This window comes from Halopelagius longus, from assembly GCF_900100875.1.
Lineage (GTDB): Archaea > Halobacteriota > Halobacteria > Halobacteriales > Haloferacaceae > Halopelagius > Halopelagius longus.
Window position 1 is genome coordinate 969,456 of the sequence record NZ_FNKQ01000001.1, and the last position, 24,989, is coordinate 994,444.

Below are 24,989 nucleotides of genomic sequence, written 5' to 3' on the forward strand. Positions count from 1 at the left end.
CCGGTGCCGTTCGCGTTCGACTTCGACGACGGGGCGGTGGTGGAGTGGTCGAAGACGCCCGACGGCGTCGAGTCCCGCCGGGTGACCGACTACGCGCCGGCGATGTACCTCGCCGGTCCGGAGGAGGCGCTCGAATCGCTCGAATCGCCCGTCGCCGCCCGCGGCGACGTGGCGGCCGTCTCGTGGGACCGGAAGTTCACCGGCCTCGACGCCGACGAACGCGCCCTCGTCCTCCGAATCGAGGCGAAGGACCCCCGCGGCGTCCCCGCACTCGCCGGCGGCGTCCGAGAATCGCTCCTCGCCGACCTACCGCCGGGCCGAGTGCGCGCGTACGACGTGGACCTCGCGCCCGGATTCCGGTACTGCCTCGACACGGGAGCGTCCCCCGCGCCCGCCGAACCGCTCGAAACCGTCCGGTTCGACCTGCCCGAGAAGGCCCTCGCCGACGGCGACCTCTCGGCGCTCTCGGTCGACGGGTCCGAGGCGGCGACGGAGCGCGACGCCCTCGACGTCGCCGCGGCGCGACTCGACGAACGCGACCCGGACGTCCTCGTGGTCAGCGACGCCGGCGTCCTTTCGCTCCTCGCCGAACGCGCCGTCGATTTCGGCGCCGACGTCCCCCTCGGCCGCCGACCCGGCCTCGAACGCCTCGCCGGGGAGAACACCGTCGAGAGTTACGGGCGCGTCCTCCACTCGCCCGCGCGGTACGCGGTTCCGGGGCGCGCCGTCGTCGACGTCGGGAGCAGTTTCCTCTGGGCGGAGTCCCGCCTCGACGGCCTGCTCTATCTGGTCGAGCGTTCGTGGCGTCCGCTCTCCGAGGCGGCGTGGGCCAGCATCGGTACCGTCCTCACGTCGATGCAGACGCGGGAGGCGCGCGCCCGAGACGTCCTCGTCCCGTGGAACAAGCGCCGCCCGGAGTCGTTCAAGTCTGTCGAGACGCTCCACGCCGCCGACCGCGGCGGGTTCACCTTCGACCCCGAGGTTGGCCTGCACGAGAACGTCGTCGAAGTGGACTTCGCCTCGCTGTACCCCCGCATCATCTGCGAGTACAACGTCAGCCCGGATACGGTCCTCTGCGACTGCCACGCCGGTCGGTCGGACGTACCCGAACTGGGGTACAACGTCTGCGACGAGCGCGGATTCCTCGCGGACGTCCTCGAACCGTTGCTCGAAGACCGGCGCGACCTGAAAGACGAGGCGCGCGCGGCGGAGGCGGCGGGTGACGAGGAACGCGCGGCGGCGGCCCGTCACCGCGCGGGCGCCATCAAGTGGGTCCTCGTCTCCTGTTTCGGCTATCAGGGCTACCGGAACGCGAAGTTCGGCCGAATCGAGTGCCACGAGGCCATCAACGCCGTCGCCCGCGACCTCCTCCTGCGGGCGAAGGAGACGGCCGAGGAGGCGGGGTGGCGGGTCGTCCACGGAATCGTGGACAGCCTGTGGGTGACGCGCGACGCCGCCGACGCCGACCCGCCGGAGGAGATTGCCGCGCGCGTCAGCGAGGCGGCCGACGTTCCCTTGGAGGTCGAAGACGCCTACGAGTGGGTCTGTTTCGTCCCCAAGCGCGGGTCGAATCGCGGCGCACTCACGCGCTACTTCGGGAAGGTGGCGGACAGAGACGAGTACAAGGTCCGCGGCATCGAGGCGCGCCAGCGGAGCACCCCCGCGTTCGTCGAAGAGGTCCAGCGAGAACTGATAGAGGCCGTTGGGCGGCACCGCGCGCCCGAACCCGTCTGCGACAGGCTGGCGCGCCACCGCGCCCGCCTCCGCCGCGGCGACGTCTCCGCGGAGGAACTCGCCCGCACCGCGCGCGTCTCGCGCCCCGCCGGGGAGTACCGTCGGGATACGCTCGTCGCCGCGGCCGTCCGTCGCGCCGAACGACGCGGCCTGTCGCGGGCGCCCGGACAGGACGTCCGCTACGTCGTCACCGACGCCGACGGGGACGGTATCGACCGGGTGCGTCTCGACTTCGAGGCGCCGAGCGACTACGACGCGGCGTTCTACGACGACGCCCTCCTCCGCGCCGCCGAGAGCGTCCTCTCGCCGTTCGGGTGGGACCGCGGGCGGATACGGCGCTACCTCCGGCCGGGCCGGGACGCGACGCTCGCGGCGTTCGAATGACGCCCCCGGCCGCCGACGAGACGGCGCAGAAGGGACTCCTTTTCACGCTCGCGCCCGAGGGTCGAACGTGGACGCAGAACAGGACACGCTCGAAAATCCGTTCAACATGGACGCCGAGTGCACGAACTGCCCGGAACTCTGCGAGACGCGAACGTCTATCGCCCACGGGTACGGCGACGTGGGCGCGGAGTTCCTCTTCGTCGGGGAACACCCGAGCGAAGGGGCGGACCGCACGGGCGTCCCCTTCACCGGCGACGAGGAAGGCGAGAGGCTTCAGCGAATCCTCGGGGAGTTGGGCTTCTCGCGTTCCGACCCCGACGCCGAGGAACCCGACCTCCAGAACGTCTTTCTGACCTATCTCACTCGGTGTCGGCATCCCGAACGCCCGCCGACCGACGACGAGATACGGACCTGTGAACCGTACCTCAACGCCGAGGTGCGGATGATAAACCCCGAGATTATCGTCCCCGTCGGGCAACGCGCCCTCGAAGCACTCGCTATCGACTATACGACGCGCCGCCCGGACAGTTTCGACGTCGAGGCTGAACACGCGACGACCATCCGGGGCCGGGGCTTCGAACTCGTGCCGATGGTCGGACTCGACAGACAGACCGACGACCAGACGGAGGCGTTCGTCGAACACCTCGTGGAGAACGTCTTCTCGCGGGACTACCGGCAGACGAAGGGCCGCCGCGGTCGGTAAGTCGCGAGCGTCGCTTACTTTTCGCCGCCCGCCTCGTCCTGCGAGTCGGTCGTCTCACCCGACGAATCGGTCGTCTCGCCAGACGAATCGGTCGTCTCACCCGACGAACCGGTCATCTCCTCGGACTCCTCCGTCGCCGACGACTGGACCTCGTCCATGTCGACGGGGGCGTCCAACTGCTCTCGGTCTATCGCGTCGTCGAGCGTTCCTTTATCCGTCACCGCACCGAGGCCCTTCTCGTTTACCGCGCTCTTTATCTTCTCCGCGTCGATGGCCGACGCGACGTTCTCGTTCTTCGAGTTCGTGGAGGACTTCAACGCCCGCCGTACGGCGACGTAGCCGGCGAGTGCCGCCCCGCCGGACGCCACGGCCCCGGGGATGCCGTACCGTTTGTACCCGAACTTGATCGCCTTCTTACCTATCGTGTACGCGCCGAGCATGACTCACGCTTCGTCCGTGGGACGCAAGAGGCTGTTTGCCGCCTGAAGTCTACTGTCTGTAGCACCGACCGCTCTCGCACCGCACGGTCGCACGACAGAGGCCCGTCGGCGCTAATCGATGTTGTCGGTGACGCGGATGTCGACGCCGCCGTCGCTCCAGAGACTCACGGTAACGTTCGTGAGGTGAATCCGGACGCTCACGTCGACGCCGGACGTGTCTTTGAACAGCATGTCGATGGCGTCGGGGTGGATGTGGTCGTAGAGGGGGAACTCGTCGTCCTCGAACGACGCGTTCTCGTGTGCTTGGACGGCCTCGAGTACGACTTCGCTGAGCGCGATATCCTCGTCGTCGGGATAGTATCGTCGGCGTTCGGGATGGTCGTCCATGCTGGTGTCTGCTCGAAAGTACCGGCCGACGCGCCAAATTCCTCTCGGCAGGCGGGCGGGCCTCCGGCGCGGTCACCCATCCGACTACGACCGCCAGTACGGCGTCTCCGTCCGCCGGACCGTTCGCGCCGCGTACAGTCCGAGAGCGCAGACGCTCCCGAGGACGACGGCGGCGACGGCGAGCGTCGAACGGTCGGGCGCACCGACGAGTAGCGTGGCGACGGCCCCGACGCCGAGGAGGGCGACTACCGCCACGGAGACGACGGCGACGAGTCGCAGGGCGAGTCCGTCGACGGCGACGCGTTCGGGCATACGGGTCCTTGGCTCCGGGGAAACTTGAAGCGGCGGCTTGAAGGGCGCGCCACACCGAGATGGGGTATGACAGTCGTCGCCGTTCTCGCGGACCCCCCGCGACCGGGTCTCGTCCTGCCGGAACTCGCCGAGACGAGCCCGCTGACCGAGGACGAGGCCGCCGAACTCTACGCCGCGCTGCTGAAAGACACGATGAGCGCCGTCGAACGCTCCGGCGGCGAACTCCTCGTCAACTACCGACCCGAGGACCTCCTTCCCGAAGAGCACGCGGAGACGGGCGAGTCGGCCGCCGAGGCGGAGGTTCGCGCCCTCGCCGCCGACGCGCTCGAAGACCCCAGTTCCGTCCGGTACGAGGTGCAGGTCGGCTCGTCCTTCTCGGCGCGTGCGGGCAACACGGCGACGCACCTCCTCCGCGAGGAGGGCGTCCAGTCCGTCGCCGTCGTCCGCGGCACCGCCCCGTTCCTCTTCCGTTCGACCGTCGACTCCGCGGCGATGAAACTGCGGAGCAACTCGGTCGTCCTCGGCCCGTCGTCGCGGGGTCGGACGTACTACGCGGGGTTCTCCGAGCCCGTGGACTACGCCGAGGCGTTCCGGACGCCCGAACTGGAGACGTTGGTCACCCGCGCGAACGACGCCGGCTTGGATACCGGGTTCATGGAGATGCAACCGTCGGTCGAACGCGGCGAGGACCTCCAGTCGGTCGTCCCGATGGTCCGCGCCCGGTGGCAGGCGAGTCGCATCGTCCCCGCCCACACCGCGGAGTTCGTCGTCGAACGGGGCCTCCGCGTCGTCAGCGAGGACGGAACCCCGACGCTCGTCGCGGACTGATTCGGGGCGCGACGCCGCGCGCCGAGAGCGTCGGTCAATCCTCTAGTCCGAGTAACGCGTCCGTTTACGGGCCATATCGACTTTCCGCGCCGCTCCCGAACGACCCGTATGGTCAGCTTCGGCGGCGCAAAACGGACGGGGAAACACATCGCGTCGGACTTCTCGAACAAGAACGTGACGTTCATGGCGGCGGGCATCGCCTACAACGCGTTCGTCTCGCTCGTCCCGATGCTGCTCCTCCTGCTTTTGGTCGTCTCGACGTTCGGCGGCGGCCTGGAGGCCCGACTCGTCACGCTCGCGGAGGGGTCCCTCCCGGGGCCTATCGCGGACGTCGTCACCAGCATATTCGGCGGTGAGAGCGCCGCCGGCGCGTCGGCGGTCGGACTCGTCGTGCTCGTGTGGGGGACGCTGAAGATATTCCGCGGCCTCGACACCGCCTTCTCGGAGATATACGAGACGGTGGGGCAGAACTCCCTCGTCGACCAAGTGAAAGACGGGCTGGTCGTCCTCCTCGCCCTCGTCGTCGCAGTCGTCGCGACGGCCGGAGCCAGCATCGTCTTCGCGTGGCTCTCGGACCAGATTCCGTACATCGGCGTCCTGACGCCGCTCGTCCTCGTCGGCGGACTGCTCATCGCCTTTCTCCCGATGTACGTCCGCTTTCCGGACGCGGACCTCGGGTGGAAGGACGCCCTCCCCGGCGCGGCGTTCGCGGCGGTCGGATGGGCGGCGTTGCAGGCGCTGTTTCAGGTGTACCTCTCCTTTAAGGGCGGCGGGTCGGAGGGCTTCTTCGGCGGCGTCATCGTCGTCGTGACGTGGCTGTACTTCTCCGGGATGGTCCTGCTCCTCGGCGCGGTGATAAACTCCGTCCTCGCGGGGGAGTCGTCGGGGCGCGCGGGCGGCGTCGGCATGGGCGCGTCCGGGTACGAGACGCGCCGCGAAGAGGAACTCGACGCCGACGAGTTCGCCCGGTACCTCTCCGAACTCCGGGAGGACGTCACCGGCCGCTACGAGGAGATGCGTCCGATGATCGGCGAAGACGGAGACGAGAGGCGCCCGCGCCCCCGCGGCGAGGTGACGGTGATAGAACAGTCGAAGCGCGACGGCGACGAGGAGGAGTGGTCCGTCGCGTTCCGTTGGCGGAGTCCGGCAGACGGGTCGGACCGGGAGCGAACGCCCGCGCCCGCCGACGACTGAGAATCGCCGACCGGCACGAGCCCTCCCGAGGGAGCATCCACCAATAGGTTGACAGGAAGGCGTATCCTACGTCAGTCTATGACTCTCTTACTCGGAACGGAGGATGGGGTCTATCGCGCATCGGACGCTCACCGTGACGATGCGAACCGGGTGCTAGATGCCGGTCGAGTGATGCGAGTTCGACGGTTCGAGTGGGCCGACGGCGTCTTCGCGTGCTCGAACACGGGGCTGTATCACTCGACGGACGGAGGCGAAACGTGGTCTCAACAGGGCGTACCGGAGACAGAGGTTTATTCGGTGCTCGTCGGTCCGGACGGCGAGCGTATCTACGCGGGAACGCACCCCGCCCACCTCTACGTCAGCGAGGACGGTGGTGATTCGTGGAACGAGCTCGAAGGGTTCCAAGCGTTGCCCTCGCGAGAGGAGTGGTACACCCCTCGGCACCGCAACGAGGCTCACATCCGCAGTCTCGGTGCCCACCCCGACGTGCCGGACCGGGTCATCGCGGGCGTCGAGGTCGGCGGCGTCCACGTCAGCGGAGACCGCGGTGAAACGTGGACCGAACGGCGTGACGGCGTTCAGGACGACGTTCACCACGTGTTGATCCGCGACTCCAAGGAGTACATCGCCTCGTGCGGTGACGGACTCTATCGGACGACGGACGCCGGTCGCTCTTGGACGCGGTTGGACGAAGAGCTCTCGCATCGGTACTTCCGCGAGGCGACGATTCACGACGGGCGACTCTACACCGCTGCGGCCCGGTCGCCGCCGGGAACGTGGGAGGGGGAGTCCGGCGCGGCCGGGGGGTTGTTCGTCTCCGAGGACGGCGGTGAGACGTTCGCGTCGGTGTCCTACCCGGGCGCGCCACAGGAGGTGATAGTCGCTTGGACGACCGCAGACGGTCGGCTCATCGCCGGGACGAACGAAGGACGGGTTATCGGAGAACGCGGCGACGAGTGGGAGACCGTCGGAACGGTGCCCGCGGTGATTCGGTCGCTCTGCCATCTGTGACCTCCCCCTCCACCGCCGTGATGCTCGCAGTCGGTGAAGACGGTAGTCCCGCGTCGGACCGGGAGTAAGAACGACACCTTCAACTTTTTCGGGGTTTGACGTGAGTACACACCTCGATGGTCTAAGCGGTCGTCGTCGGTTTCCGCGGCTTGGACCGCGAAATCGCATGGCTTCGTCGGGGTTGACACCCTCTGGGTGGGATGGCGGAGTGGACTAACGCGCCTGCCTTGAAAGCAGGTGGCCTTTGGCCTCCTGGGTTCAAATCCCAGTCCCACCGCATTCTCCGAGCGATTCCGTTCGAGACAGTCCCGTCTGTCTCGAACCGAGAGCGAGGTGCCGCGTGTACGAGGGGGATTTGAAGCAGGGAGCGACGCGAGCGGAGCGAGTGAGGTTCAAATCCCAGTCCCACCGCATTCTGAGGCGAACTACCCGGCGAGCACCTCGTGTGCTCGCCTTCTCGTGAGCGTCTGACCGGCGTTACGGGGAGAAATCGACCACAAGCAGGCGAGACGCGCCTCGCGTGACAGTCTCCCGCAGATGCGTAACGGCTTTGAGTTGGCCTTCCAACAGGGAGATATGGACTGGCCACACGACCCGGACGGCGAAGCGGGGTCAGAGGGAATGCGGAAGTTCGGCCACGCGATAATCGCGAAGAAGATAGACGAAGAGGAGGACTTCCCCCTCTCGCGTGACGAATTCGTCGCCGAGTACGGCGACGACCCGATTCGCATCGACTACGAACGAGTCGTCCCGATGCGCGAAATCTTCGACCACGTCGAGGAAGAGGAGTTCGACGACTTCGTGGAGTTCCATCAGGCCCTCGGCCGCGCGATGCGGCGCGAGGGGTACTGGTTCTACGAAGGGTCCGAGGCGTTCGTCTGAGGCGCGACGGGCGGCCGTCGGTTTTCTCACAAATCGCCGCGAGCGACGGGTGTCGGCGGACGGCGTTCGCGCCTGCGCGTGCGAGCGATTACTCTTCGTCGAGGGAGACTCGGTCCGCGATTTCCGTCTCCGGCGACGTGCGCTCCCAGTTCCGGGGGGCGTCGCCGCCGACTTCGGCCTGCACCTTCTCCTCTAAGATGTTGACCGCGACGCTGTTTGCCCCCTCGGGGATGATGAGGTCGGCGTGTTTCTTCGAAGGTTCGATGAACTGTTCGTGCATCGGTTTGACCGTCGAGAGGTACTGGTCGATGACGCCCTCCAAGTCGCGGCCCCTGTCGATGACGTCGCGTTGGATGCGCCGGAGGATGCGGACGTCGGCGTCCGTCTCGACGTAGAGGCGCAGGTCGAGCATCTCGTTTATCTCCTCGTCGTACAGCGAGAGGATGCCTTCGAGGATGACGACGTCCGTCGGTTCGACGTGGACCGTCTCGTCTTTCCGGTTGTGGACCTCGAAGTCGTACTGCGGCATCTCTATCGGTCTGCCTTCGAGGAGCGTCGACAGTTGCTCGCGGAGCAGGTCCCACTCGAACGCCGAGGGGTGGTCGTAGTTGACCGACTCCCGTTCGTGCACGTCGAGGTGGCTCTGGTCCTCGTAGTAGTTGTCGAGCGGTATCCGCGTGACCGACTCACCGACGTTCTCGGTGATGAGTCGCGCCACCGTCGTCTTCCCCGCACCGGTCCCGCCGGCGATACCGATGACGAACGAGGGGATGGTCATCGGTGGAGAACGCGCGGCGAGCGGTTTGAACGTGGTGGTTCGCCGCCCGTCCGAGGCGTGCGGACACGCGACCCGCAGGGAAAGTGACGGCGTATAGTCATTTTGGCCGACGGTCCTCAATTCGCCCGAGAAGGGCGGAATCGTCCGATGGAGATGTACCAAGAGATAATTTTATAAATGGGTATGCCTTTGCCTGCCATATGGCACGTGATATCGTACGTCGGGACTTCCTGAAACGCATCGGCGCCGCGGGCGCCGTCGGAGCAGCGGGGCTATCGGGCTGTATCGGAAGCCCGGGAGAAGGGGGCACAGGCACTGGCACCGGCGGTGGCGGTGGCGGCGGAGACGGGCCGGAGGGACTCGTCGTCATCGGCTACCCCGAGAGCGGTATCCAGTTGTTCCGCGACTACTACAGCGCGAGCGACGGGGAGGAGAAGATTCTGGTCCCCGACGGCCTGCGCGACGGCGCGATGCCCGGACAGGTCGGAAACGACATGGAGAACGTCACCGGCACCGCACCCGCCGCGGGCGGTCCGAATCAGGAGGCGTTCACCTCGATGTTCGAATCGGAGTACAGCAGTTCGCCGGGCGTCTTCACCGCGCAGTCGTACGACTCGGTCGCGCTCCTGTTGCTGGCGAACGCCGCCGCGGGCGAGAACAGCGGGTCGGCGCTGAAAGAGCAGATGCGGCGCATCGCCAACCCCGGCGGGATGGAGGTCAGCCCGGACAACTTCGTCGAGGGGATGGAGGCGGCCGCGAACGGCGACGACATCAACTATCAGGGCGCGTCCTCGGCGACCAACTTCGACAAGAACGGCGACCCGGCCTCCGCGGCGTACTCCATCTGGGAGTTCGCGCCCGACGAGGAGACGACCACCGAGGTGGAGACGCAGAACTTCAAGGGGGAGAACCCCGAAGGTGCGGGCCCCGCCGCGGACAGCGCACCCGGCGGGTCGGACCGCGAACTCTCCGTCGGCATCCTCCTGCCGGAGACGGGTGACCTCGCGTCCGTCGGCCAGCCGATGATTCAGGCCGCGCAGTTGCCGGTCAAGCAGGTCAACGACGCGAACCCGGCGGGCCTCACCGTGAACGCCCAAATCGAGGACACCCAAACGTCGCCCGACGCCGGCGTCTCGGCGGCGCAGTCGCTCGTCAGCGCTGGCGTCCCCGCCGTCTGCGGGTCGGCGTCCTCCGGCGTGAACGTCCCCGTCTCCCAGCAGGCGTTCATCCCGAACGAAGTCGTCGGCTGTTCGCCGTCCTCGACGGCGCTGTCGGTGTCGAACCTCGAAGACAACGACTACATCTTCCGGACGGCGCCGTCCGACTTCCTGCAGGGCCGCGTCATGGCGCAGGTCATGTCCGAACGCCTCGGAGCGAGTTCCGTCTCGACGCTGTTCGTCAACAACGACTACGGCCAGCAACTGTCGGAGCGCTTCGCCGAAGTCTTCCAAGACGAGTTCGACGGCGACGTCTACCACCAAGTCGCGTTCAACAAGGGCGAGTCCTCCTACTCGTCGGTCATCGAGTCCGCCCTGTCGCCGCCGGACAACTGAGCGGCGAACCGAATCCGGTTTTTCTTTCGACGCCGACCGGCGAGCGACGCCGCCGTGGAACGCCGACGGGGGCGGACGGACGTGGGGCGTCGAGTCACGCCGCGTCGCGTTCGGCCTCGATTCGATCGGCGTACGCCGTCGCTATCGTCTCCAGAATCTCCTCGCCCGCCTCGACCGTCGCCTCCCGCGGGTCGCCGAGGACGCCGTTCTCCGTGATGGACTTGAACCCCTCACTGAGCAGTCGCGCCACGGATATCTCCCCCTCCGTCCCGACGGCGAGTTCGTCCGTATCGACGAGTCCTTCGTTCACCGCGAGGACGATTGCCGTCTCCGCGGCCCCCGCGTGAATCACCGGCTCCTCGTACTCGACGCCCGCCGAGCGCAGTCCCTCGTTCATCAGGCGCATGTTCTCGTCGAGGTCGGCGAGGGCGATTACGTTCGCGTCGATATCTCTGGCCACCTCCGGAGCGACCGTGTTGACGGGCGCGAAGTTGCCGCCGTGGGTCGGCACGAGGACGACGAACTCGAAGCCGTGTTCGTCCAGCGACTCGCAGTACGACCGGACGAGGTCCATGAGCGTCTCCGGCGGCACCGTGATGGTCCCGGGGAACTCCATGTGGTGACCCGAGCACCCCGGTCGAATCGTCGGCGCGGCCAGCGCGTCCCCGAGTTTCTCGGCGATGCGCCGGGAGAGTTCGTCGCCCGCGAGCGTGTCCATCAGAAGCGGGAGGTGCGGACCGTGTTGCTCGACCGACCCGACGGCGACGACCGCCGTTCGCGTCCCGGATTCGAGCGCCGATTCGACCTCCGGCCACGTTCGTTCCGCCAGTCGTACCGTCGTCCGTTCGCTCACGACTCCGACGGTCGATCGCTGTCGTGAAAATGATTTCGAGATGACAACAGTGGCGGAGCGGGGAGGCGAGGCGAGAATCGAGGACGGCGGACGCCCTTACCCGCCGAGGAAGTCCCTTCGGACCTGTTCGTCGCCGAGCAACGCGTCGCCGGTGTCGACGTAGCGGTTCTTCCCGTTCGCGAGGACGTAGCCGCGGTCACAGCGTCGAAGCGCCTCCTTGGCGTTCTGTTCGACCATCAGGACGGCCGTGCCGTCGTCGTTGATGGCGTCGATGCGGTCGAACATGTCGTCCACCAAGTCGGGTGCGAGGCCCGCGGAGGGTTCGTCCAACAGGAGCAGGTCCGGTTGCAACATCAGCGCCCGACCCATCGCCAGCATCTGCTGTTGCCCCCCGGACATCGTGCCGGCCTTCTGCTCGCTCCGTTCTTCGAGGATGGGGAAGCGGTCGTACACCGCCCGCATGGCGTCCTGCGGCACCTCGTCGAGGATGTACGCGCCCATCTCCAAGTTCTCCTCGACGGTCAGGGAGGCGAACACGTTGTCGTTCTGCGGGACGTAGCCGATTCCTTTGTGGATGATGTCCTCCGGCGCGAGGCCCGTCACGTCCTCGCCGTCGAACGTCACCGTCCCGCCCATGTGGGCGGTGAGTCCGAAGACGGACTTCATCAGGGTCGATTTGCCCGCCCCGTTCGGGCCGACGATGGTGACGTACTCGCCGTCGTAGACGTCCATGTCCACGTCGGTGAGAATCTGTAAGTCGCCGTAGCCGGCGTCCAAGTTCCGCACTTCCAGGAGCGACTCCTCCTCCCGCGGCGTCGCCTCCGTCTCCACGGCGGCGTCGTCGGTACTCATACGTTCCCTCCGAGGTACGCCTCGATGACGTCTTCGTTCGCTTTGACCTCCTCGGGGGCGCCCTCCGTGAGGACGCGCCCCTGATGGAGGACGATGACGTGCTCGCAGTTCTCCATGATGAGGTCCATGTCGTGTTCGACTAAGAGGAACGTGTAGCCCTGTCCGCGGAGTTCGTGGATGTGGTCGAGGAGTCGCTTCTCCAGCGTCGGGTTCACCCCCGCGAACGGTTCGTCCAACAGGAGCATGTCCGGGTCCGTGAGGAGGGCGCGCGCCATCTCCAGCAGTTTTCGCTGTCCGCCCGAGAGGTTGCCCGCGTACTCCTCGGCGATGTGGTCGATGTCGAAGAAGTCCAGCACCTCCCAGACGCGTTCGAGGAGTTCCTCCTCCTGTCGGATTACGTCGTCGCGCACGCCGGGCGTCACCGACCGCCAGAGCGCTTCGCCCTGTTGGGCCTGCGGCGCGAGCATCATGTTCTCCAAGACGGTCATATCGCCGAGTTCGCGGGCGATTTGGAACGTCCGGACCATCCCGCGGTTCGCTATCCGGTGCGGTTTCATCCCCGTCACGTCCTCGCCGTTGAACGTCACCGTCCCCGAGTCGGGTTTCAGCATGCCCGTGATGAGGTTGAACGTCGTGGACTTGCCCGCGCCGTTCGGGCCGATGAGGCCGGTGAGGCTGCCGCGTTCGACTTCGAAGGACGCGCCGTCGACGGCGGTGATGCCGCCGAAGGACTTGTGCAGACCCTCGACTTTCAGCGGGTACTCGGCGGTAACGTTCGGGCCGGTTCCCAAGTCGAGGGACGGCGAACCGGCCGCCTCCGCGGCGTCGTCGGCGTCGGGTCCGCGCCCGCGTTCGGTCTCACTCATCGCTCTCACCTCCGTCGAACTCCGTTCGGCGTGCTGTCCCCTCGTCGGCGACACCTCCGTCTGATACGGCCGTTCGAGACGTCTCCGGCCGGGACAGCGAGATGCTCGCGGCCGTCTCCTTGCGGTGGCCCAGCAGGCCTTCGGGCCGGTTGTGCATAAGCCAGATGAGGACGAGTCCCATGATGACGAGTTGGAGCTGTCGGATGCTGTCGATGGTGTAGAGGACGAACGGAAGCGGGTCCAAATTCGAGACGAGCGGTGCCACCGCCGGTCCGAATCCGTTCGGCGCGTTCGCGTTCGGGAGGACCGTATCGACGAGGTTCTTGAAGTAGCGCGGCCCCTGATAGAGGACGGCCGCGAATATCGCGCCGCCGAGGACGCTGCCGGTGTTCGACCCCGCGCCGCCGATGATGAGCGCTATCCAGACGAAGAACGTCACGCGCGGGCGGAAGAAGTTCGGCGTCACCGCGCCCTGCGTCATCAGCCAGAAGATGCCGGCCAGCCCCATCAGGGCGCACCCGAGCATGAACGACTTTATCTTGAACTCGTTCGTGTCCTTCCCGAGGGAGTTCGCCACGTCCTCGTCCTCACGAATCGCCTTGAGGACGCGTCCGAACGGCGACTCGCCGGTCCGCTTCAGGAGCCAGTAGTAGCCCGCGACCATCACCAGAAGCACCGCGCCGTAGACGAGGCCGTCGACGACGGGTTTCGGATTGTTCATCTCCAAGGAGCTCCCGAACGCGCCGACGAAGCCGAGGTAGGCGTCCCAGAGGCCGAACAGCGAGAAAAACGCCCGAATCGGCCCGGTGTAGTTCAGGATGAGTCCCGACCCGCCGCCGAAGCCGACGCGGTTGCCGAACAACTGGAACTGCTGGAACTCGCTCGAGAGGAACGAGAAGCGGACGATTTCCGACATCGCGATGGTGACGATGGCGAGGTAGTCCGCGCGCAACCGAAGCGCCGGTAAGGCGACCACCAACCCGAGGAGGGCGGCGGCGAGCATGCCGGCGACGATGCCGACGACGAGGGGGAGGCCGAGTCCGCCCACCTGCGCCGCGCCGCCGGCCTCGTACACCGGTTTCGAGACGAGCGCCATCACGTAGACGCCGACGGCCATGAAGCCGACGATGCCGATGTTGAACAGCCCGGTGTACCCCCAGTGGAGGTTCAACGCGAGACTGAGCATCGCGAAGACGCCGATGTAGAACGTCAGCACCGCGATGGTGTTGAGTTGGCCGCGGAGCGAGTAGCCGAGGGCGAGGCCTACCGCGACGTACGCGGCGTAGACGACGGCGAGTGACGCGAGGATGAGTCCCGCGTCGCCGCCGGGCACTCGGTCCGTGAAGTCTTCTGCGACGCTCATGCCGTCGACCTCCCGCTGAAGAGCCCTTCAGGTTTCACGAGCAGGATGAGTATCATCACGACGAACGCCGCCGCGCGGGCGAACGCAGAAGGTATCCAGATGACGGACAGCGACGCCGTGAGACCGATGACGAGTCCGCCCGCGATGGCTCCGTAGACGGAGCCGATGCCGCCGAGGATGACCGCCGCGAAGATGAGAAGCAACAGGAGCCATCCGTCGTTGAAGCCGAGCGTCCCCTTCCAGAGGATGAACGTGTAGCCCGCGACGCCGGTGAGGCCGCCGCCGATGATCCACACCGACCGGACGACCCGTTCCGTCGGGATGCCGGTGACGCGCGCGAGGTCCTCGTTGTCGGACATCGCCCGCATCGCCTTCCCGAGTTTCGTCCGCTGAAGGAGCAGGTGGACGCCGAGCATCAGGCCGCCCGCGACGACGGCCAGCGTCAGGTCGTGCATGTTGATTCGGACCGCGCCGTCGACGAAGTACAGCGAGAACGACGGCGGTTGCGCGGTCGTCCCTCGCACGTCGGACCCGAAGACGAACTGCATCAGGTACCGGAGCGCGAAGGCGATGCCGATGCTGGTGATGAGAAGGGTGATTCCGTCCTCGTCCCGAATCGGACGGAAGACGGTTCGGTCGACGACCAACGAGAGCGCGACGGTGCAGACGCCCGCCGCGAACAGACCGAGGACGATAGCGAGCGGCGTCGACGTGATGCCGATATCGAGCGTCCCGCCGTACACCGACCCTCCGGCCCCGACGAGGAGGAGTGCGCCGATGTCGGCCCGCCCGAGTCCGGCGACGAGGTACGTCGTCGCCCACCCGGAGAACGCCCCGGCGGTGATGTAGTCGCCGTGAGCGAAGTTCGCGAAGTTCAGGATGCTGTACGTCATCGACAGTCCGATACTCGCCAGACCGATAACCAGCCCGCGCATGACCCCGTCCCAGACGAGAGACCCCACGTCGCTGAACGCGGTTCGGCCGGTCGCCAACCCGACGAGTAGATCCACCGCCAACAGGACGGCGATGAACCCCACTGCGAGGGCGAACGGACGGTCCACCGCGAACCGGCGTCCGCGCGAGTATGTTTCAGCAATCCCCATTGATAACTATCCTCACGCTATGTGCGAACGTGATTGAGTGATAAGTCTTTCTTCACACGTTGGGAATTCGCGGTAAAATGTGACAGTACCGTGCGAGGAACCGGGAAATCGGTCGGTTTCGAACGTCGCCGAGGAGTAGTTCTATCGCACCCGCGTCCGAAACGGGGACCGATGAGGGAAGCCGACGAGGGGTCCGCGCCGAACACCGCAGTCGTCGACCGGCCGTCGATGGACGAGGTAGACGCCGTCGCCGACATGTGGGTGGATCTGGCCGCGAGTCAACGGACGTACCGATCGCACATCCGCGGCCCGGAGAACAGGGAGACGATTCGGGACGCGTTGGCGCGGCACGTCGTCACCGACGGCCTGCGGGTCGCCCGGATGGACGACGAGATCGTCGGGTTCGTCATGTTCGGCCTCGAACGCGGCGAGTACGTCCAGGACGTGACCCGCGGCGTCGTCCGCAACATCTACGTCGAACCGGCGGCGCGGAACCGCGGCATCGGGTCGGAACTGCTCTCGACCGCCGAGCGCGAACTCCGCGACGCCGACGCTGAGGTGATAACGCTCGACGTGATGGCCGGAAACGAGGCGGCGCGACGCTTCTACGAACGACACGGATACAGCCCGCACCGCGTCGAAATCGAGAAACGGGTCGAAAGCGATACACACTCAAAGGAGGACTGACTACTCCGAATCGCGCCAGGGGAGCATGGGCGGTTCATGCACTCGACTTGTAATCGAGACTTCCGGGGTTCAAATCCCCGCCCTGGCTCTCCTGTCCGAGCGATAGACGCCGTCTACTTCCTCCGTGGCCCCCACGGCACTCAGAACGCGACGGAAACGCGGCGACGCCGCCCTCTTGCGGGTCAGCGGTTCGAGTGGTCCCTGTCGCGGGGAGCGAGCAGGATGAGCGCACCCGGAATCGAAAGCGCCATCAGCTTCATCGGGTTCTGTCGGATGTCGAAGTCCGGGTCGAGCGGTTCGCTCTGTAGGTCCGTGATGCGGAGACACGAGTAGTAGACGACCACGTGCGTGATGACGTACGCGAAGACGCACGGGACGATGATGGGGTAGCGTACGCCGAGGTGGATGGCCAGCACGTCGAACAGTATCGCGGTGACCGAGGAGACGGCGATGAAGTCGCCGATTTGGAGGCTGACGCCGGTGAAGGCGGTCACCGTGCTATCGACGAGTGAAGTCGTGTACGGGGTGTAGACGAACGCCGTCGCGACGCTGAGCCCTACGAGACAAGCGCCGGCGACGAGGCCTACGATTGGATACACGTACTCCATTCTCACAGTGTCGGACTATCCGACAGGATATAGTATTTCCCTTCTGCTATCAGAACTGATTCCCACGCGTACGGGCTACCGGTCGGCGTCTCCGGCCGCCGGTCCGTTCGGTTCGGCGGGGCCGTTTCCTCGCCCGTTCTCGCCGTTCCCGTCGTCGGCCTCGTCGCCTTCGGTAGTGGTCGTCTCGTTCCCTCGGGCGACGTCCTTCTCTCCGGGGCCGGTGCCGTTCGCGCCGCGGTGACCCGGAGCGTCAGCGGACCGACCGGGGAGGTCCCTCACCGTGAGGTTCCCGGTGAGGGTGCCGGTGACGTTCCAGTCGGCGTCGCTCCGGCCGGGGGCGTCCCCGGCGTTCGGACCGCGTTCGGGGTGCTTCGCCGAGGGTGGGCCGCGCTCGGAGTCGTTCGCCGAGGGCGGACCGCGTTCGCCCGTCTGGCCCGGGGCGCGTTCTCGGCCGTTCCCTCGTCCCTTCTTGTCGTCCTCGTCGTCGTCCGCGAGTCCGTTCCCGACGTTCGGTCCGGCGATGCGCCGCGCGATGTCGGACACCTCGTCGCCGGAGAGGTTGCGCGCGTCGCTTCGCAGTCGTTCGACCTCCTCGGAGTCGATGCCGTTCGCTCGCTTTGCGTCGGCGGGCAGTTCACGCGCCACGTCGGACGACCGGTTCAGGAGCCGTTGGAGCGACCGTATCTCCGCCGTCAGTCGGGCCGCCTGCGCCTGATACCGCCCTCGGGAGAGGTTCCCCGCCTCGTGGGCGTTACGGAGTTCGCTCCGGCGTTCCCGGAGCGTTTCGAGTCGCTCTCTGCTCTCGTTCAGTTGGTCGGCGACGACGCGCGCCTTCGAGTCGTTGCTCGCCGCGTTCGACACGCGCTGCTCGAACGACCGGGAGTCGAGTTCGCCGTCGATTTCGGCCTGTTGAACGGCCACGACGCCGGCGAGTTGCTCGCCCGGTGCGATGCCGTCGGACCCGTTTTCGCCCGTCGAGTCGTTCGCCGTCGTCTCGTTCGCCCCGGTGTCTGTCGTCGCGTTCCCCGTCTCCGTCGTCTCCGTCGTCGTCGCACTCGTCTGCGTCGAAGTCGCTTGGGTTCCGGCGGCGACGCCGGCCGGAACGGTTGCGACGACGACGAGTACGGCCACGAGGAGCGCAGTCAGTCGCCTCATCTCGTCTCTCCGTACTAGCCGGACGGACATATACACCGACTATCTTCGTCCGGGTTTAGCCCCAATCAATCGGATTTGAAGGTCGCCGCCGTCGTGCGGTTAGTGGCTATTAAAATCAGATAGCTGACGTAAACGGTCGAAAGGTTCTTATTCGGAGTCGAGTCCGTCGTCCTCGTCGCCCTCCCCGTCCTCGTCGTCGTCGGGCAACACGAGGACGTTCTCGCGGCCGAGTCGGAACGCGTCGAGCGTCCCTTCGTCCCGCATCCTCCGGACGACCTGGCTCGTCTTGGCGTCGGTCCAGTCCAACGTCCCGGCGACCTCCTGTTGTTTCAACCGGCCGCCCTCGTGTTCGATGAGGGCCAACACGCACTCCTCGTTGCTCAGCAGTTCGTCCTCCCAGGGCATCTGGTCCTCGTCGGTTCCGTCTTCGGCCTCGGAGGCGCCGTCTCCGCTCTCGCCGCCGGCGTCGTCGCCACCGCTCTCGTCGCCGTCCGCGTCGTCCTCGGCGGCCGAACCGTCCGTCGAGGGGGATACGTCGGTGGCGTCGGCGGGTGCACCGCCGCCGACGGCCCCGTCGTCCCTTCCGCCGCCGGCCGCCTCCGCCGCGCGCGTGTTCGGACCCGCCTCGTCTCCGTCGTCGTACCGGCGGTACAGCATCCACCCGCCCCCGGAGACGACGCCGACGACGAGAAGTCCGAGTGCGCCGAGGAGGGCGAAGTCGTTCTGGGAGGACGCGCCGTCGCCGCCGGTCGTCGGCGTCTCGGACGGCGACGGTGAACCGGCCGGCGACGACTCCGCGAGGAGAAGCGTCGGTTCGCCCGGGCCGAAGTCGAGGGGGCCGTTCCAGACGACGCTTCGCGCCCGTCGGTCGTCCGGGCCGGGCGACACCGACTCGACTTCGTACCCCTCGGGCCACGTCATGAGGAGCGAGGTTTCGCCGTCGAGGAAGAAGCCCGCGAGGGCGTCGCCCGCCCGAATCCGTCCGTCCTCCACCGCGGCGAAGTTCGTCCACGTGAACGAGTACGTGATGATGCCGTACTCCTGCGGCAGTTGCTGTCGGGAGGTGGAGACGCTGACGTTCTGGACGGTCATCGACCGCCCGGTGGCGTTCTCGGCCGTCGACGCCGTCGCGTTCATCCGCGACCGGAAGTCGGAGACGTAGGACGACTCGTTGGCCTCGATGTCGCTTCGGACCGACTCGAACGCCTCCGTCTTGTTCTCCTCGTCCAGTCGGACGCGGTACTCGACTTCCCACTCCGCGGTGCCGTCGGGTTGGAGGGCGACGCGGAGGGAGACGTCGTCGGGGGCGATCTGCGTCCCCGCGATGGTCGCCGTCGATTGGGCGGACGCGGGGTTCGGGACGCCGCCGAAGACGAGTGCGACGGCGAGGAGAACGACGAGAGCGCGCGTCGTTCGTGATTCGAGACGAGTCATTTCGGCGGAAATCGAACGGGGGGGCACAAACCACTTCCGCAACGGAGCGACTGGCGGACGCACCGCGCCGATGGTGTCATTCGGTTCACAGGACGTCCGACGAATCGAACGGGCGTCTGCGCCGTCTCGCGTCCGTCTGACGCGCCCGCAGAACCGTCCAGCGGCGCTCTCGGCTGATACTCGCCGTCGGCTGCTGAAACTGGGGCGAAGGTTTATAGCAAACAGGTATAAGAGATTAGACGCCCCATGCCCGAGTGTCAGAACTGCGGTTCGTTCGTGACGCCCGCTTACGCGCGCGTTTTTGCCCCGACGAACATGGACGACCCCCGCGTCTGTCCGTACTGCGAAGATATGGTTAGAGACGGTGCGGACGTGAGAAAGGCCCGTTCTCCGCGAAACTCCTGACGTACCGCGTCAGGCGATTCTGTACCGCTCGGCGTCCTGATCGACGAGTCCTCGCTCGCATAGGGTGCTGAGAATGCTGTACAGGGAGAGCTTCTTCATCTCCAATCCATTCTGTAAGTCCGTTATCGAGGCGTCGCCCTGCGTGGAGAGATAGAGGTAGACGAGTTTCGCTCGGGGCGACTCCAGTTCCGCGGGGACCGTCGGAAGACCTGTGCCGGAGGACGAGTTGGACATGGACCGTTGCATAGTTGTTACCGACCGATTGGGTTCGACGATAATAAAACCAATCCACGACGATTGTCGAAGTGGTGGGATCGGGGAACGGGAGGGAGCGTCCGTCTCGGAGGGGAACTCGGAAACTGTCAGGGATATTCACGGCCGTACCGCCGTCGTTTCCCCGTCGAATTTTCGACTACCGACGAGAGTCGGTTCGACGGGGGCCGCGAGCGCTACGAGTGGGAAGTCGTTCGGGGGCAGACGGAGCGCGTCCGAACCGAATCGGCGGAAGTGGAAGGGGCGGGAGTCGAACCACGCGAAGCCGTACTCCGGGCGGCCGCGGAGCGGTCGCCGTCGGAGACGCTCTACCACTGAGCTACCCTTCCTGTCTCGGGGTAGGAGAGAACGGCACAAATATCCTCGGTGGGTCGCGCGGGGTGTTCGACGTTCGGTCGGTCGAAGGGCGAAACGGCCCCCGGATGGGAAAAACGGAGTTCAGTAGCTCCGGACCTTCGGCTCGTACGTCTTGCTCTCGCCTTCGAGGAGGACCGGACGGTACCACAGTTCCGGCGTCCCGTCGTTCCACGAGAGCATCGTGTGCTTCAGCCACTCCTCGTCGCGTCGCTCTTGGGCCTCCTTGCGCCAGTGCGCGCCGCGGAACTCCTTGCGGGCGAGTGCGCCGAGCGTGATGGCCTCGGCGACGTCGAGGATGTTCTGCATCTCGATGGTCTGGACGAGGTCGGTGTTGAACGTCCGGGACTTGTCGGCGACGTACACGTCCTCGTAGCGTTCGCGCGCCTCGCGGATGTCGCGGAGCGCCTGCTTGAGGCCCTCCTCCTCGCGGAAGACGTTGACGTTCTCCGTCATCGACTTCTGGACGTCCGCGCGAATCTCCGCCTGTTGGACGCCGTCGTCCTTTCCGAGGAGGTAGTCGATGCGCTCCTTCTCGGCTTCGAGTGCGCGTTCGACGTAGCCCTCGGGCGTGAGCGAGGAGGACCCGCCGGACGCCGTCGCGCCGCCGTCGGTGACGGCCGCGTCGCCGGACGACGCGATCGCGCCCGGTTCGACGGGCGTGTCGACGTCGCCGCGTTCCCACTCGCCGCGCTGACCGGTCTGTATCTCCGGCTCTTCCATCTCTCGGCCCGCGGCGTGGTAGCCGGCGCGCTTGCCGAAGACGATGAGTTCGGGGAGGGCGTTGCCGCCCAGTCGGTTCGACCCGTGGACGGACGCGCAGGCGCACTCGCCCGCGGCGTACAGGCCGTCGATGCACGTCTTCCCGTTCTCGTCCGTCTCGATGCCGCCCATCGCGTAGTGCTGGCCGGGCTTGACCGGCATCGGTTCTTCGAGGCCGTCGACGCCCTCGAAGTCCTCCGCGAGGTGGAGGATGTTCTCCAGACGGTCGAGGATGCGCTCCTCGCCGAGGTGGCGCATGTCGAGGTGGACGTACTCGTCCTCGATGCCGCGGCCCTCGTTGACCTCCGTCAGTTCGGCGCGCGACACCACGTCGCGGGAGGCGAGTTCGCCGGCGTTGTTCGCGTACCCGTACTCGAACATGAACCGCTCGCCGTCCTCGTTGTAGAGGATGCCGCCTTCGCCGCGGACGCCCTCGGAGATGAGAACGCCCGTCGAGGGGAGCGTCGTCGGGTGGAACTGGATGAACTCCATGTCCTCGATGGGGACGCCGGCGCGGTACGCCATGGCGACGCCGTCGCCGGTGTTGGAGACGGCGTTCGTCGTGTGGTCGTACACCTGCCCGAGGCCGCCCGTCGCGAGGATGACCCCGTCGCGGGCGTGGAAGCCCGACACTTCGCCGGACTGGATGTCGTAGGCGACGACGCCGTGACACGTCCGCTCTTCGGGTTCTGCCTCGTCGGTGACGGCGAGTCGCGTGACGTACCACTCGTCGTACACCTGAATGCCCCGTTTGACCAGCTGTTCGTACATCGTGTGGAGCAGCTGGTGGCCCGTCTCCGCGCCCGCGTACGTCGTCCGCGGGAACGAGAGACCGCCGAACGGCCGCTGAGAGACGGTTCCGTCCTCCTCGCGGGAGAACGCCATCCCCCAGTGTTCGAGCTGCATCGTCTCCTTCGGACTCTCCTTACAGAGCGCCTCCACCGCGGGGGCGTCTCCGAGGTAGTCCGAGCCTTTCATCGTGTCGTACGCGTGGTCCTCCCACGAGTCGCCGTCCCGGATGGCCGCGTTGATGCCGCCCTCGGCGGCACCGGTGTGGCTTCGGACCGGGTGGAGCTTCGAGACGATGGCCACGTCCGCTCCTGCTTCCTGCGCCGCGATGGCCGCGCGGAGGCCCGCGCCGCCCGCGCCGACCACGATAACGTCGTGTTCGTACATGGTGTGAGTTTGTGTTTCGTTGTTGAGGCTGGTTCGACTCGACTATCTCACCAGAACTTCAGGTTGCTCTTGACGGCTTCACGCTTCAGCTCCTGGATGTGCTCCGTCAGCGGGATGTCCTTCGGACAGACGTTGCTGCAGGAGAACTGGGTCTGACAGCGCCAGACGCCGTGTTCCTGTTCGAGAATCTCCATCCGGTGCTGCTTGATGTCCTCGCCCTCGCGTTCGTCCATCGTGAAGCGGTACGCCTTGTTGATGGCCGCCGGGCCGAGGTACTCGTTGTCGCCCGCGGCGATGTTACACGAGGACATGCAGGCGCCGCACCAGATGCACCGCGTGGACATCTTGATCTTCTCGCGGTTCGCCCGCGATTGGGTCTGCTCTTCGAGTTCGCCCTCCGGAAGTTCGTTCGTCTGGAAGTACGGCTCGACGGCTTCCATCTGGTCGTAGAAGTGCTCCATGTCCACGACGAGGTCCTTCACGACTTCGGCGTGGGGGAGCGGTTCGACGCGAACCGGCTCTTCGAGTTCCGACAGCTGAGTCTTACAGCCGAGTCGCTGCGACCCGTTGATGAACAGGGCGTCGGACCCGCAGATGGCCTGCCGACAGGAGTGTCGGAAGGTGAGACTGGAGTCGTAGTTGTCCCGCGCGTACATCAGCGCGTCGAGGACGGTCATCCCCTTGTGGTAGGGGACGTAGAAGTCGTCGAAGCGAGGCTCCTGCTTCCCGGCGACTTCGGGGTCGTACCGGAACACCTTCAGCTGGTAGGTGTCCTCGTCGTCCGGGGATATCTCGGACTCCTCTTTCTGCCGCTGACGCTCCCGGGCTTGAGCCCGGTCGCGCTTCTGCCGCATGCGCTCTTCTTGCGCGACGGGAGTCTCCGACTCCGCCGCGGACGATTCTTGCTCGGACTGTTCGGGAACTTGCGTGCTCATGTTAGAACGGAAGGATGGTGATACCGGCCCATGCGTTCGCGGTTCGGATGCCCTGCACTATCAGGACGAGACTCGCCGCGACGAGCGTCCACTTGACCGCCGTCTTGCGCGACCCGGTGAGCCCCTGATTGACGAGGGCGTTGAAGACGCCGTTGACCCCGTGGAACGTCGCCGTCACGAGGAACAGCACCATAAGCGAGTAGTACGTCCACGTCTCCATCCGCGCCGCCGACATGGCGAACGTCACCTCGTCCGCGTGGTGGACGAAGTGAAGCAGGAAGAAGTGGAACGCGAGGACGACCACGAGGAACGCGGCCGTGATTCGCTGCCAGAGCCACCGGCGTCCGCCGCGTTCGAACGAGGAGTAGCGTTCCGCCATCTCAGAACACCCCCGCGACGAACGTCGGGACGCTGGCGACGACTATCGCCCCCGTCAGCATCAGCGACGCGTAGAAGCTCTTGTCCTGCGATTCCAGCCCGACTCCGAGGTCCACGAACAGGAGACGAAGCCCGTTGAGGATGTGGAACACCGCCACTGCGAGGAGTCCCACTTCCATGATGCGGACCACCAACAGGCTCTCCAGCGTCCGGATGGTGGTCGTGTACGCATCCGGACTCTGAAGCGCCGTCGAGAGGACGGCGATGTGGGTGAACAGGTAGCCCACTAACACCCAGCCCGTGAACTTGTGGAAAACCCAGGCCCACATGCCAGCGGAGAACTCCCGCCACCGGCCGAAGTCCTCGATGAGGCCCCGATTGTAAGACTGACTCATGCTCTCGTGAGTCTGGGTACCGGTATCGTATAGAACTTACGTGTACGGACGCACGGAAGCGAGCGCGAATCGGTGGACGGGGCCGTCCACCTCGCCCCGCCCCGCACCGTCGTTTAAGTACTCGACGCGCGCCGACGGCGACGCCGAACCGCCGTCACGACCGGGCGTCGGCCCCGTGCGGGGACTGCTCTCGTTCGACGACGCGACGAACCGGTTCTTCGAGTTCCACGAGGTGACAGAGCGGGTTCCCCGGGTAGACGACCGGGTTCTCGAGGACGCCGACGAGAAGTCCCGTGAAGGGCGCGTCGATGGTGACGTTGTCGTCCTTGAACGGGTTGGTGATGGTGCAGATGCGGTCGCCCTCGTGGACGAGAGAGCCCCGGTCGTGGTGCATGTCCACGATGCCGCCCGCGTCGGCGCGAATCCACGTCTTCTCGTTGTCGTCGTTGATGACCGTCTGCCACCCCGGCCACCGGACGACGGTGGTGTCTCGCAGGCCGTACTCCGAGAACACCGACTCGACGCCCGCGAGGGCGTCGTCGATGAGTTCGCGTTGGAACCGGTGGGCCTCGCCCATCTCGATGGTGATGGTGGGGATGCCGACGCGCGTCGCCTCCGTCCGGAGGACGCCGTCGCTTCCGGTGCTGTCGATGATGACGTTCGACCCGAACGCCCGCGCGAGTCGTTCGACGCCGGCGTCGGACATGTCGGCGCGGACGTGGAGCATGTTCGTCCGGCCCCGCGTCGAGGTGTGGAAGTCGAGGCCGAAGTCGCAGGGCGCGATGAAGTTGTCGAAGATTCTGGCGGCCATGCGCTTCGCGCTGGTGGAGTCGTACTTCCCGGGGAACGACCGGTTCAGGTCGCGGTCGTAGATGGGGAGGTACCGTTGCTGTGCGAGGAAGCCGGGAACGTTCATCACGGGGAGGCAGACGAGCGTCCCCGCGAGGTCCGAGAGGTCCCACTCGAAGGCGACTTCGCGGACCACTTCGATGCCGTTCAGTTCGTCGCCGTGGGCGGCGGCCGAGAGGAACACCGTGGGTCCGGGCCGTTCGCCGTTGATGATTGTAACCGGGATGCGGACGGGGTCACCGAGATACGTCTCGCTGATACCGTACCGGATGTTCTGAGTTTCGCCCGGCGCGACCTTCCCGCCGTTGTACGTGAAGGTCACATCGTCGCTCATA

General features: G+C 66.4%; 27 protein-coding genes and 3 tRNA genes. 11 read left to right on the top strand and 19 right to left on the bottom strand.

What is annotated here, in order from left to right; genetic code table 11:
- The first annotated feature begins 3 nt into the window (after window positions 1-3).
- Both BLS11_RS05100 and BLS11_RS05105 read left to right on the top strand, forming a co-directional pair.
- The gene (locus BLS11_RS05100) at window positions 4-2,118 is read left to right on the top strand and encodes a type B DNA-directed DNA polymerase (protein ID WP_092533876.1); all 2,115 of its coding nucleotides are present in this window, start codon (window positions 4-6) and stop codon (window positions 2,116-2,118) included.
- A gap of 106 nt (window positions 2,119-2,224) precedes the next feature.
- Window positions 2,225-2,821: a uracil-DNA glycosylase gene (locus BLS11_RS05105; protein ID WP_092534519.1), complete on the top strand. Its 597-nt coding sequence runs from the start codon at window positions 2,225-2,227 to the stop codon at window positions 2,819-2,821.
- Between the two features lie 14 nt (window positions 2,822-2,835).
- Here BLS11_RS05105 and BLS11_RS05110 read toward each other — a convergent pair whose 3' ends face one another.
- From BLS11_RS05110 to BLS11_RS05120, 3 genes are all read right to left on the bottom strand, one after another.
- On the bottom strand, window positions 2,836-3,261 hold the full coding sequence (locus BLS11_RS05110) for a hypothetical protein (RefSeq protein ID WP_092533879.1): 426 nt from the start codon (window positions 3,259-3,261) through the stop codon (window positions 2,836-2,838).
- Window positions 3,262-3,372: 111 nt separating this feature from the next.
- Complete coding sequence (locus tag BLS11_RS05115; RefSeq protein ID WP_092533883.1) at window positions 3,373-3,648, bottom strand: HalOD1 output domain-containing protein; 276 nt, start codon at window positions 3,646-3,648, stop codon at window positions 3,373-3,375.
- 84 nt (window positions 3,649-3,732) lie between these two features.
- Window positions 3,733-3,960, bottom strand: coding sequence for a hypothetical protein (locus tag BLS11_RS05120; RefSeq protein ID WP_092533886.1), 228 nt, complete (start codon window positions 3,958-3,960; stop codon window positions 3,733-3,735).
- A gap of 66 nt (window positions 3,961-4,026) precedes the next feature.
- Between BLS11_RS05120 and BLS11_RS05125 the strand changes: the two genes are divergently transcribed.
- The 5 genes from BLS11_RS05125 to BLS11_RS05145 all read left to right on the top strand — a co-directional run bounded on the left by BLS11_RS05125 (window position 4,027) and on the right by BLS11_RS05145 (window position 7,875).
- Window positions 4,027-4,788 carry a TIGR04282 family arsenosugar biosynthesis glycosyltransferase gene (locus BLS11_RS05125; RefSeq protein WP_092533889.1) on the top strand — a complete coding sequence of 254 codons (762 nt, stop codon included), beginning with the start codon at window positions 4,027-4,029 and terminating at the stop codon, window positions 4,786-4,788.
- A gap of 108 nt (window positions 4,789-4,896) precedes the next feature.
- A complete protein-coding gene (locus tag BLS11_RS05130; protein ID WP_092533892.1) occupies window positions 4,897-5,982 on the top strand; it encodes a YihY/virulence factor BrkB family protein in 1,086 nt (361 codons plus the stop codon).
- A 78-nt stretch (window positions 5,983-6,060) separates the two neighbouring features.
- Complete coding sequence (locus BLS11_RS05135) at window positions 6,061-6,993, top strand: WD40/YVTN/BNR-like repeat-containing protein (RefSeq protein ID WP_092533894.1); 933 nt, start codon at window positions 6,061-6,063, stop codon at window positions 6,991-6,993.
- Window positions 6,994-7,187: 194 nt separating this feature from the next.
- A tRNA-Ser gene (locus tag BLS11_RS05140) sits at window positions 7,188-7,270 on the top strand.
- A gap of 299 nt (window positions 7,271-7,569) precedes the next feature.
- Entirely contained in the window at window positions 7,570-7,875 is a 306-nt protein-coding gene (locus BLS11_RS05145) for a DUF5785 family protein (RefSeq protein ID WP_092533898.1), read from the top strand.
- 88 nt (window positions 7,876-7,963) lie between these two features.
- Here BLS11_RS05145 and udk read toward each other — a convergent pair whose 3' ends face one another.
- Window positions 7,964-8,653 (bottom strand): uridine kinase, encoded by a 690-nt coding sequence (gene udk / locus BLS11_RS05150; protein ID WP_092533901.1) that lies wholly within the window; start codon window positions 8,651-8,653, stop codon window positions 7,964-7,966.
- Between the two features lie 200 nt (window positions 8,654-8,853).
- On the opposite strand from udk, the gene BLS11_RS05155 reads away from it, so the two are divergent.
- On the top strand, window positions 8,854-10,206 hold the full coding sequence (locus tag BLS11_RS05155; protein WP_092533904.1) for an ABC transporter substrate-binding protein: 1,353 nt from the start codon (window positions 8,854-8,856) through the stop codon (window positions 10,204-10,206).
- Between the two features lie 94 nt (window positions 10,207-10,300).
- Here BLS11_RS05155 and BLS11_RS05160 read toward each other — a convergent pair whose 3' ends face one another.
- The 5 genes from BLS11_RS05160 to BLS11_RS05180 all read right to left on the bottom strand — a co-directional run bounded on the left by BLS11_RS05160 (window position 10,301) and on the right by BLS11_RS05180 (window position 15,075).
- A complete protein-coding gene (locus tag BLS11_RS05160) occupies window positions 10,301-11,059 on the bottom strand; it encodes a creatininase family protein (RefSeq protein ID WP_092533907.1) in 759 nt (252 codons plus the stop codon).
- 96 nt (window positions 11,060-11,155) lie between these two features.
- On the bottom strand, window positions 11,156-11,911 hold the full coding sequence (locus tag BLS11_RS05165; protein WP_092533910.1) for an ABC transporter ATP-binding protein: 756 nt from the start codon (window positions 11,909-11,911) through the stop codon (window positions 11,156-11,158).
- On the bottom strand, window positions 11,908-12,777 hold the full coding sequence (locus tag BLS11_RS05170; protein WP_092533913.1) for an ABC transporter ATP-binding protein: 870 nt from the start codon (window positions 12,775-12,777) through the stop codon (window positions 11,908-11,910). Before BLS11_RS05170 ends, BLS11_RS05165 begins: the two co-directional genes overlap by 4 nt.
- The gene (locus tag BLS11_RS05175; RefSeq protein WP_092533916.1) at window positions 12,770-14,140 is read right to left on the bottom strand and encodes a branched-chain amino acid ABC transporter permease; all 1,371 of its coding nucleotides are present in this window, start codon (window positions 14,138-14,140) and stop codon (window positions 12,770-12,772) included. Before BLS11_RS05175 ends, BLS11_RS05170 begins: the two co-directional genes overlap by 8 nt.
- Complete coding sequence (locus BLS11_RS05180) at window positions 14,137-15,075, bottom strand: branched-chain amino acid ABC transporter permease (RefSeq protein WP_245698743.1); 939 nt, start codon at window positions 15,073-15,075, stop codon at window positions 14,137-14,139. Before BLS11_RS05180 ends, BLS11_RS05175 begins: the two co-directional genes overlap by 4 nt.
- Window positions 15,076-15,414: 339 nt before the next feature.
- Between BLS11_RS05180 and BLS11_RS05185 the strand changes: the two genes are divergently transcribed.
- Together BLS11_RS05185 and BLS11_RS05190 are read left to right on the top strand one after the other, a co-directional pair.
- Entirely contained in the window at window positions 15,415-15,930 is a 516-nt protein-coding gene (locus BLS11_RS05185) for a GNAT family N-acetyltransferase (protein WP_394327378.1), read from the top strand.
- Window positions 15,931-15,944: 14 nt separating this feature from the next.
- A tRNA-Thr gene (locus BLS11_RS05190) sits at window positions 15,945-16,018 on the top strand.
- A 94-nt stretch (window positions 16,019-16,112) separates the two neighbouring features.
- On the opposite strand, the gene BLS11_RS05195 is transcribed toward BLS11_RS05190, so the two are convergent.
- The 3 genes from BLS11_RS05195 to BLS11_RS05205 form a co-directional block, all read right to left on the bottom strand.
- Entirely contained in the window at window positions 16,113-16,538 is a 426-nt protein-coding gene (locus tag BLS11_RS05195; protein WP_092533922.1) for a DUF8133 family membrane protein, read from the bottom strand.
- A 75-nt stretch (window positions 16,539-16,613) separates the two neighbouring features.
- The gene (locus BLS11_RS05200; protein ID WP_092533925.1) at window positions 16,614-17,693 is read right to left on the bottom strand and encodes a DUF7096 domain-containing protein; all 1,080 of its coding nucleotides are present in this window, start codon (window positions 17,691-17,693) and stop codon (window positions 16,614-16,616) included.
- 147 nt (window positions 17,694-17,840) lie between these two features.
- On the bottom strand, window positions 17,841-19,127 hold the full coding sequence (locus BLS11_RS05205; protein ID WP_092533928.1) for a DUF7345 domain-containing protein: 1,287 nt from the start codon (window positions 19,125-19,127) through the stop codon (window positions 17,841-17,843).
- Between the two features lie 246 nt (window positions 19,128-19,373).
- Between BLS11_RS05205 and BLS11_RS20075 the strand changes: the two genes are divergently transcribed.
- Complete coding sequence (locus tag BLS11_RS20075) at window positions 19,374-19,532, top strand: DUF7563 family protein (RefSeq protein ID WP_449404955.1); 159 nt, start codon at window positions 19,374-19,376, stop codon at window positions 19,530-19,532.
- Window positions 19,533-19,541: 9 nt separating this feature from the next.
- Here the strand turns inward: BLS11_RS20075 and BLS11_RS05210 are convergent, their stop codons facing one another.
- The 7 genes from BLS11_RS05210 to BLS11_RS05240 form a co-directional block, all read right to left on the bottom strand.
- Window positions 19,542-19,766, bottom strand: a complete 225-nt coding sequence (locus BLS11_RS05210; protein ID WP_245698688.1) for a TrmB family transcriptional regulator — start codon at window positions 19,764-19,766, stop codon at window positions 19,542-19,544.
- Window positions 19,767-20,040: 274 nt separating this feature from the next.
- Window positions 20,041-20,134 (bottom strand) — tRNA-OTHER (locus tag BLS11_RS05215).
- 109 nt (window positions 20,135-20,243) lie between these two features.
- A complete protein-coding gene (locus BLS11_RS05220; RefSeq protein WP_092533934.1) occupies window positions 20,244-22,097 on the bottom strand; it encodes an FAD-binding protein in 1,854 nt (617 codons plus the stop codon).
- 47 nt (window positions 22,098-22,144) lie between these two features.
- On the bottom strand, window positions 22,145-23,032 hold the full coding sequence (locus BLS11_RS05225) for a succinate dehydrogenase/fumarate reductase iron-sulfur subunit (RefSeq protein WP_092533937.1): 888 nt from the start codon (window positions 23,030-23,032) through the stop codon (window positions 22,145-22,147).
- A gap of 1 nt (window position 23,033) precedes the next feature.
- Window positions 23,034-23,411, bottom strand: coding sequence for a succinate dehydrogenase/fumarate reductase transmembrane subunit (locus BLS11_RS05230; protein WP_092533941.1), 378 nt, complete (start codon window positions 23,409-23,411; stop codon window positions 23,034-23,036).
- Window position 23,412: 1 nt separating this feature from the next.
- Window positions 23,413-23,805 carry a succinate dehydrogenase, cytochrome b556 subunit gene (gene sdhC, locus BLS11_RS05235; RefSeq protein WP_092533945.1) on the bottom strand — a complete coding sequence of 131 codons (393 nt, stop codon included), beginning with the start codon at window positions 23,803-23,805 and terminating at the stop codon, window positions 23,413-23,415.
- Window positions 23,806-23,959: 154 nt separating this feature from the next.
- Complete coding sequence (locus tag BLS11_RS05240) at window positions 23,960-24,988, bottom strand: succinylglutamate desuccinylase/aspartoacylase family protein (protein ID WP_092533948.1); 1,029 nt, start codon at window positions 24,986-24,988, stop codon at window positions 23,960-23,962.
- Window position 24,989: the final 1 nt, after the last annotated feature.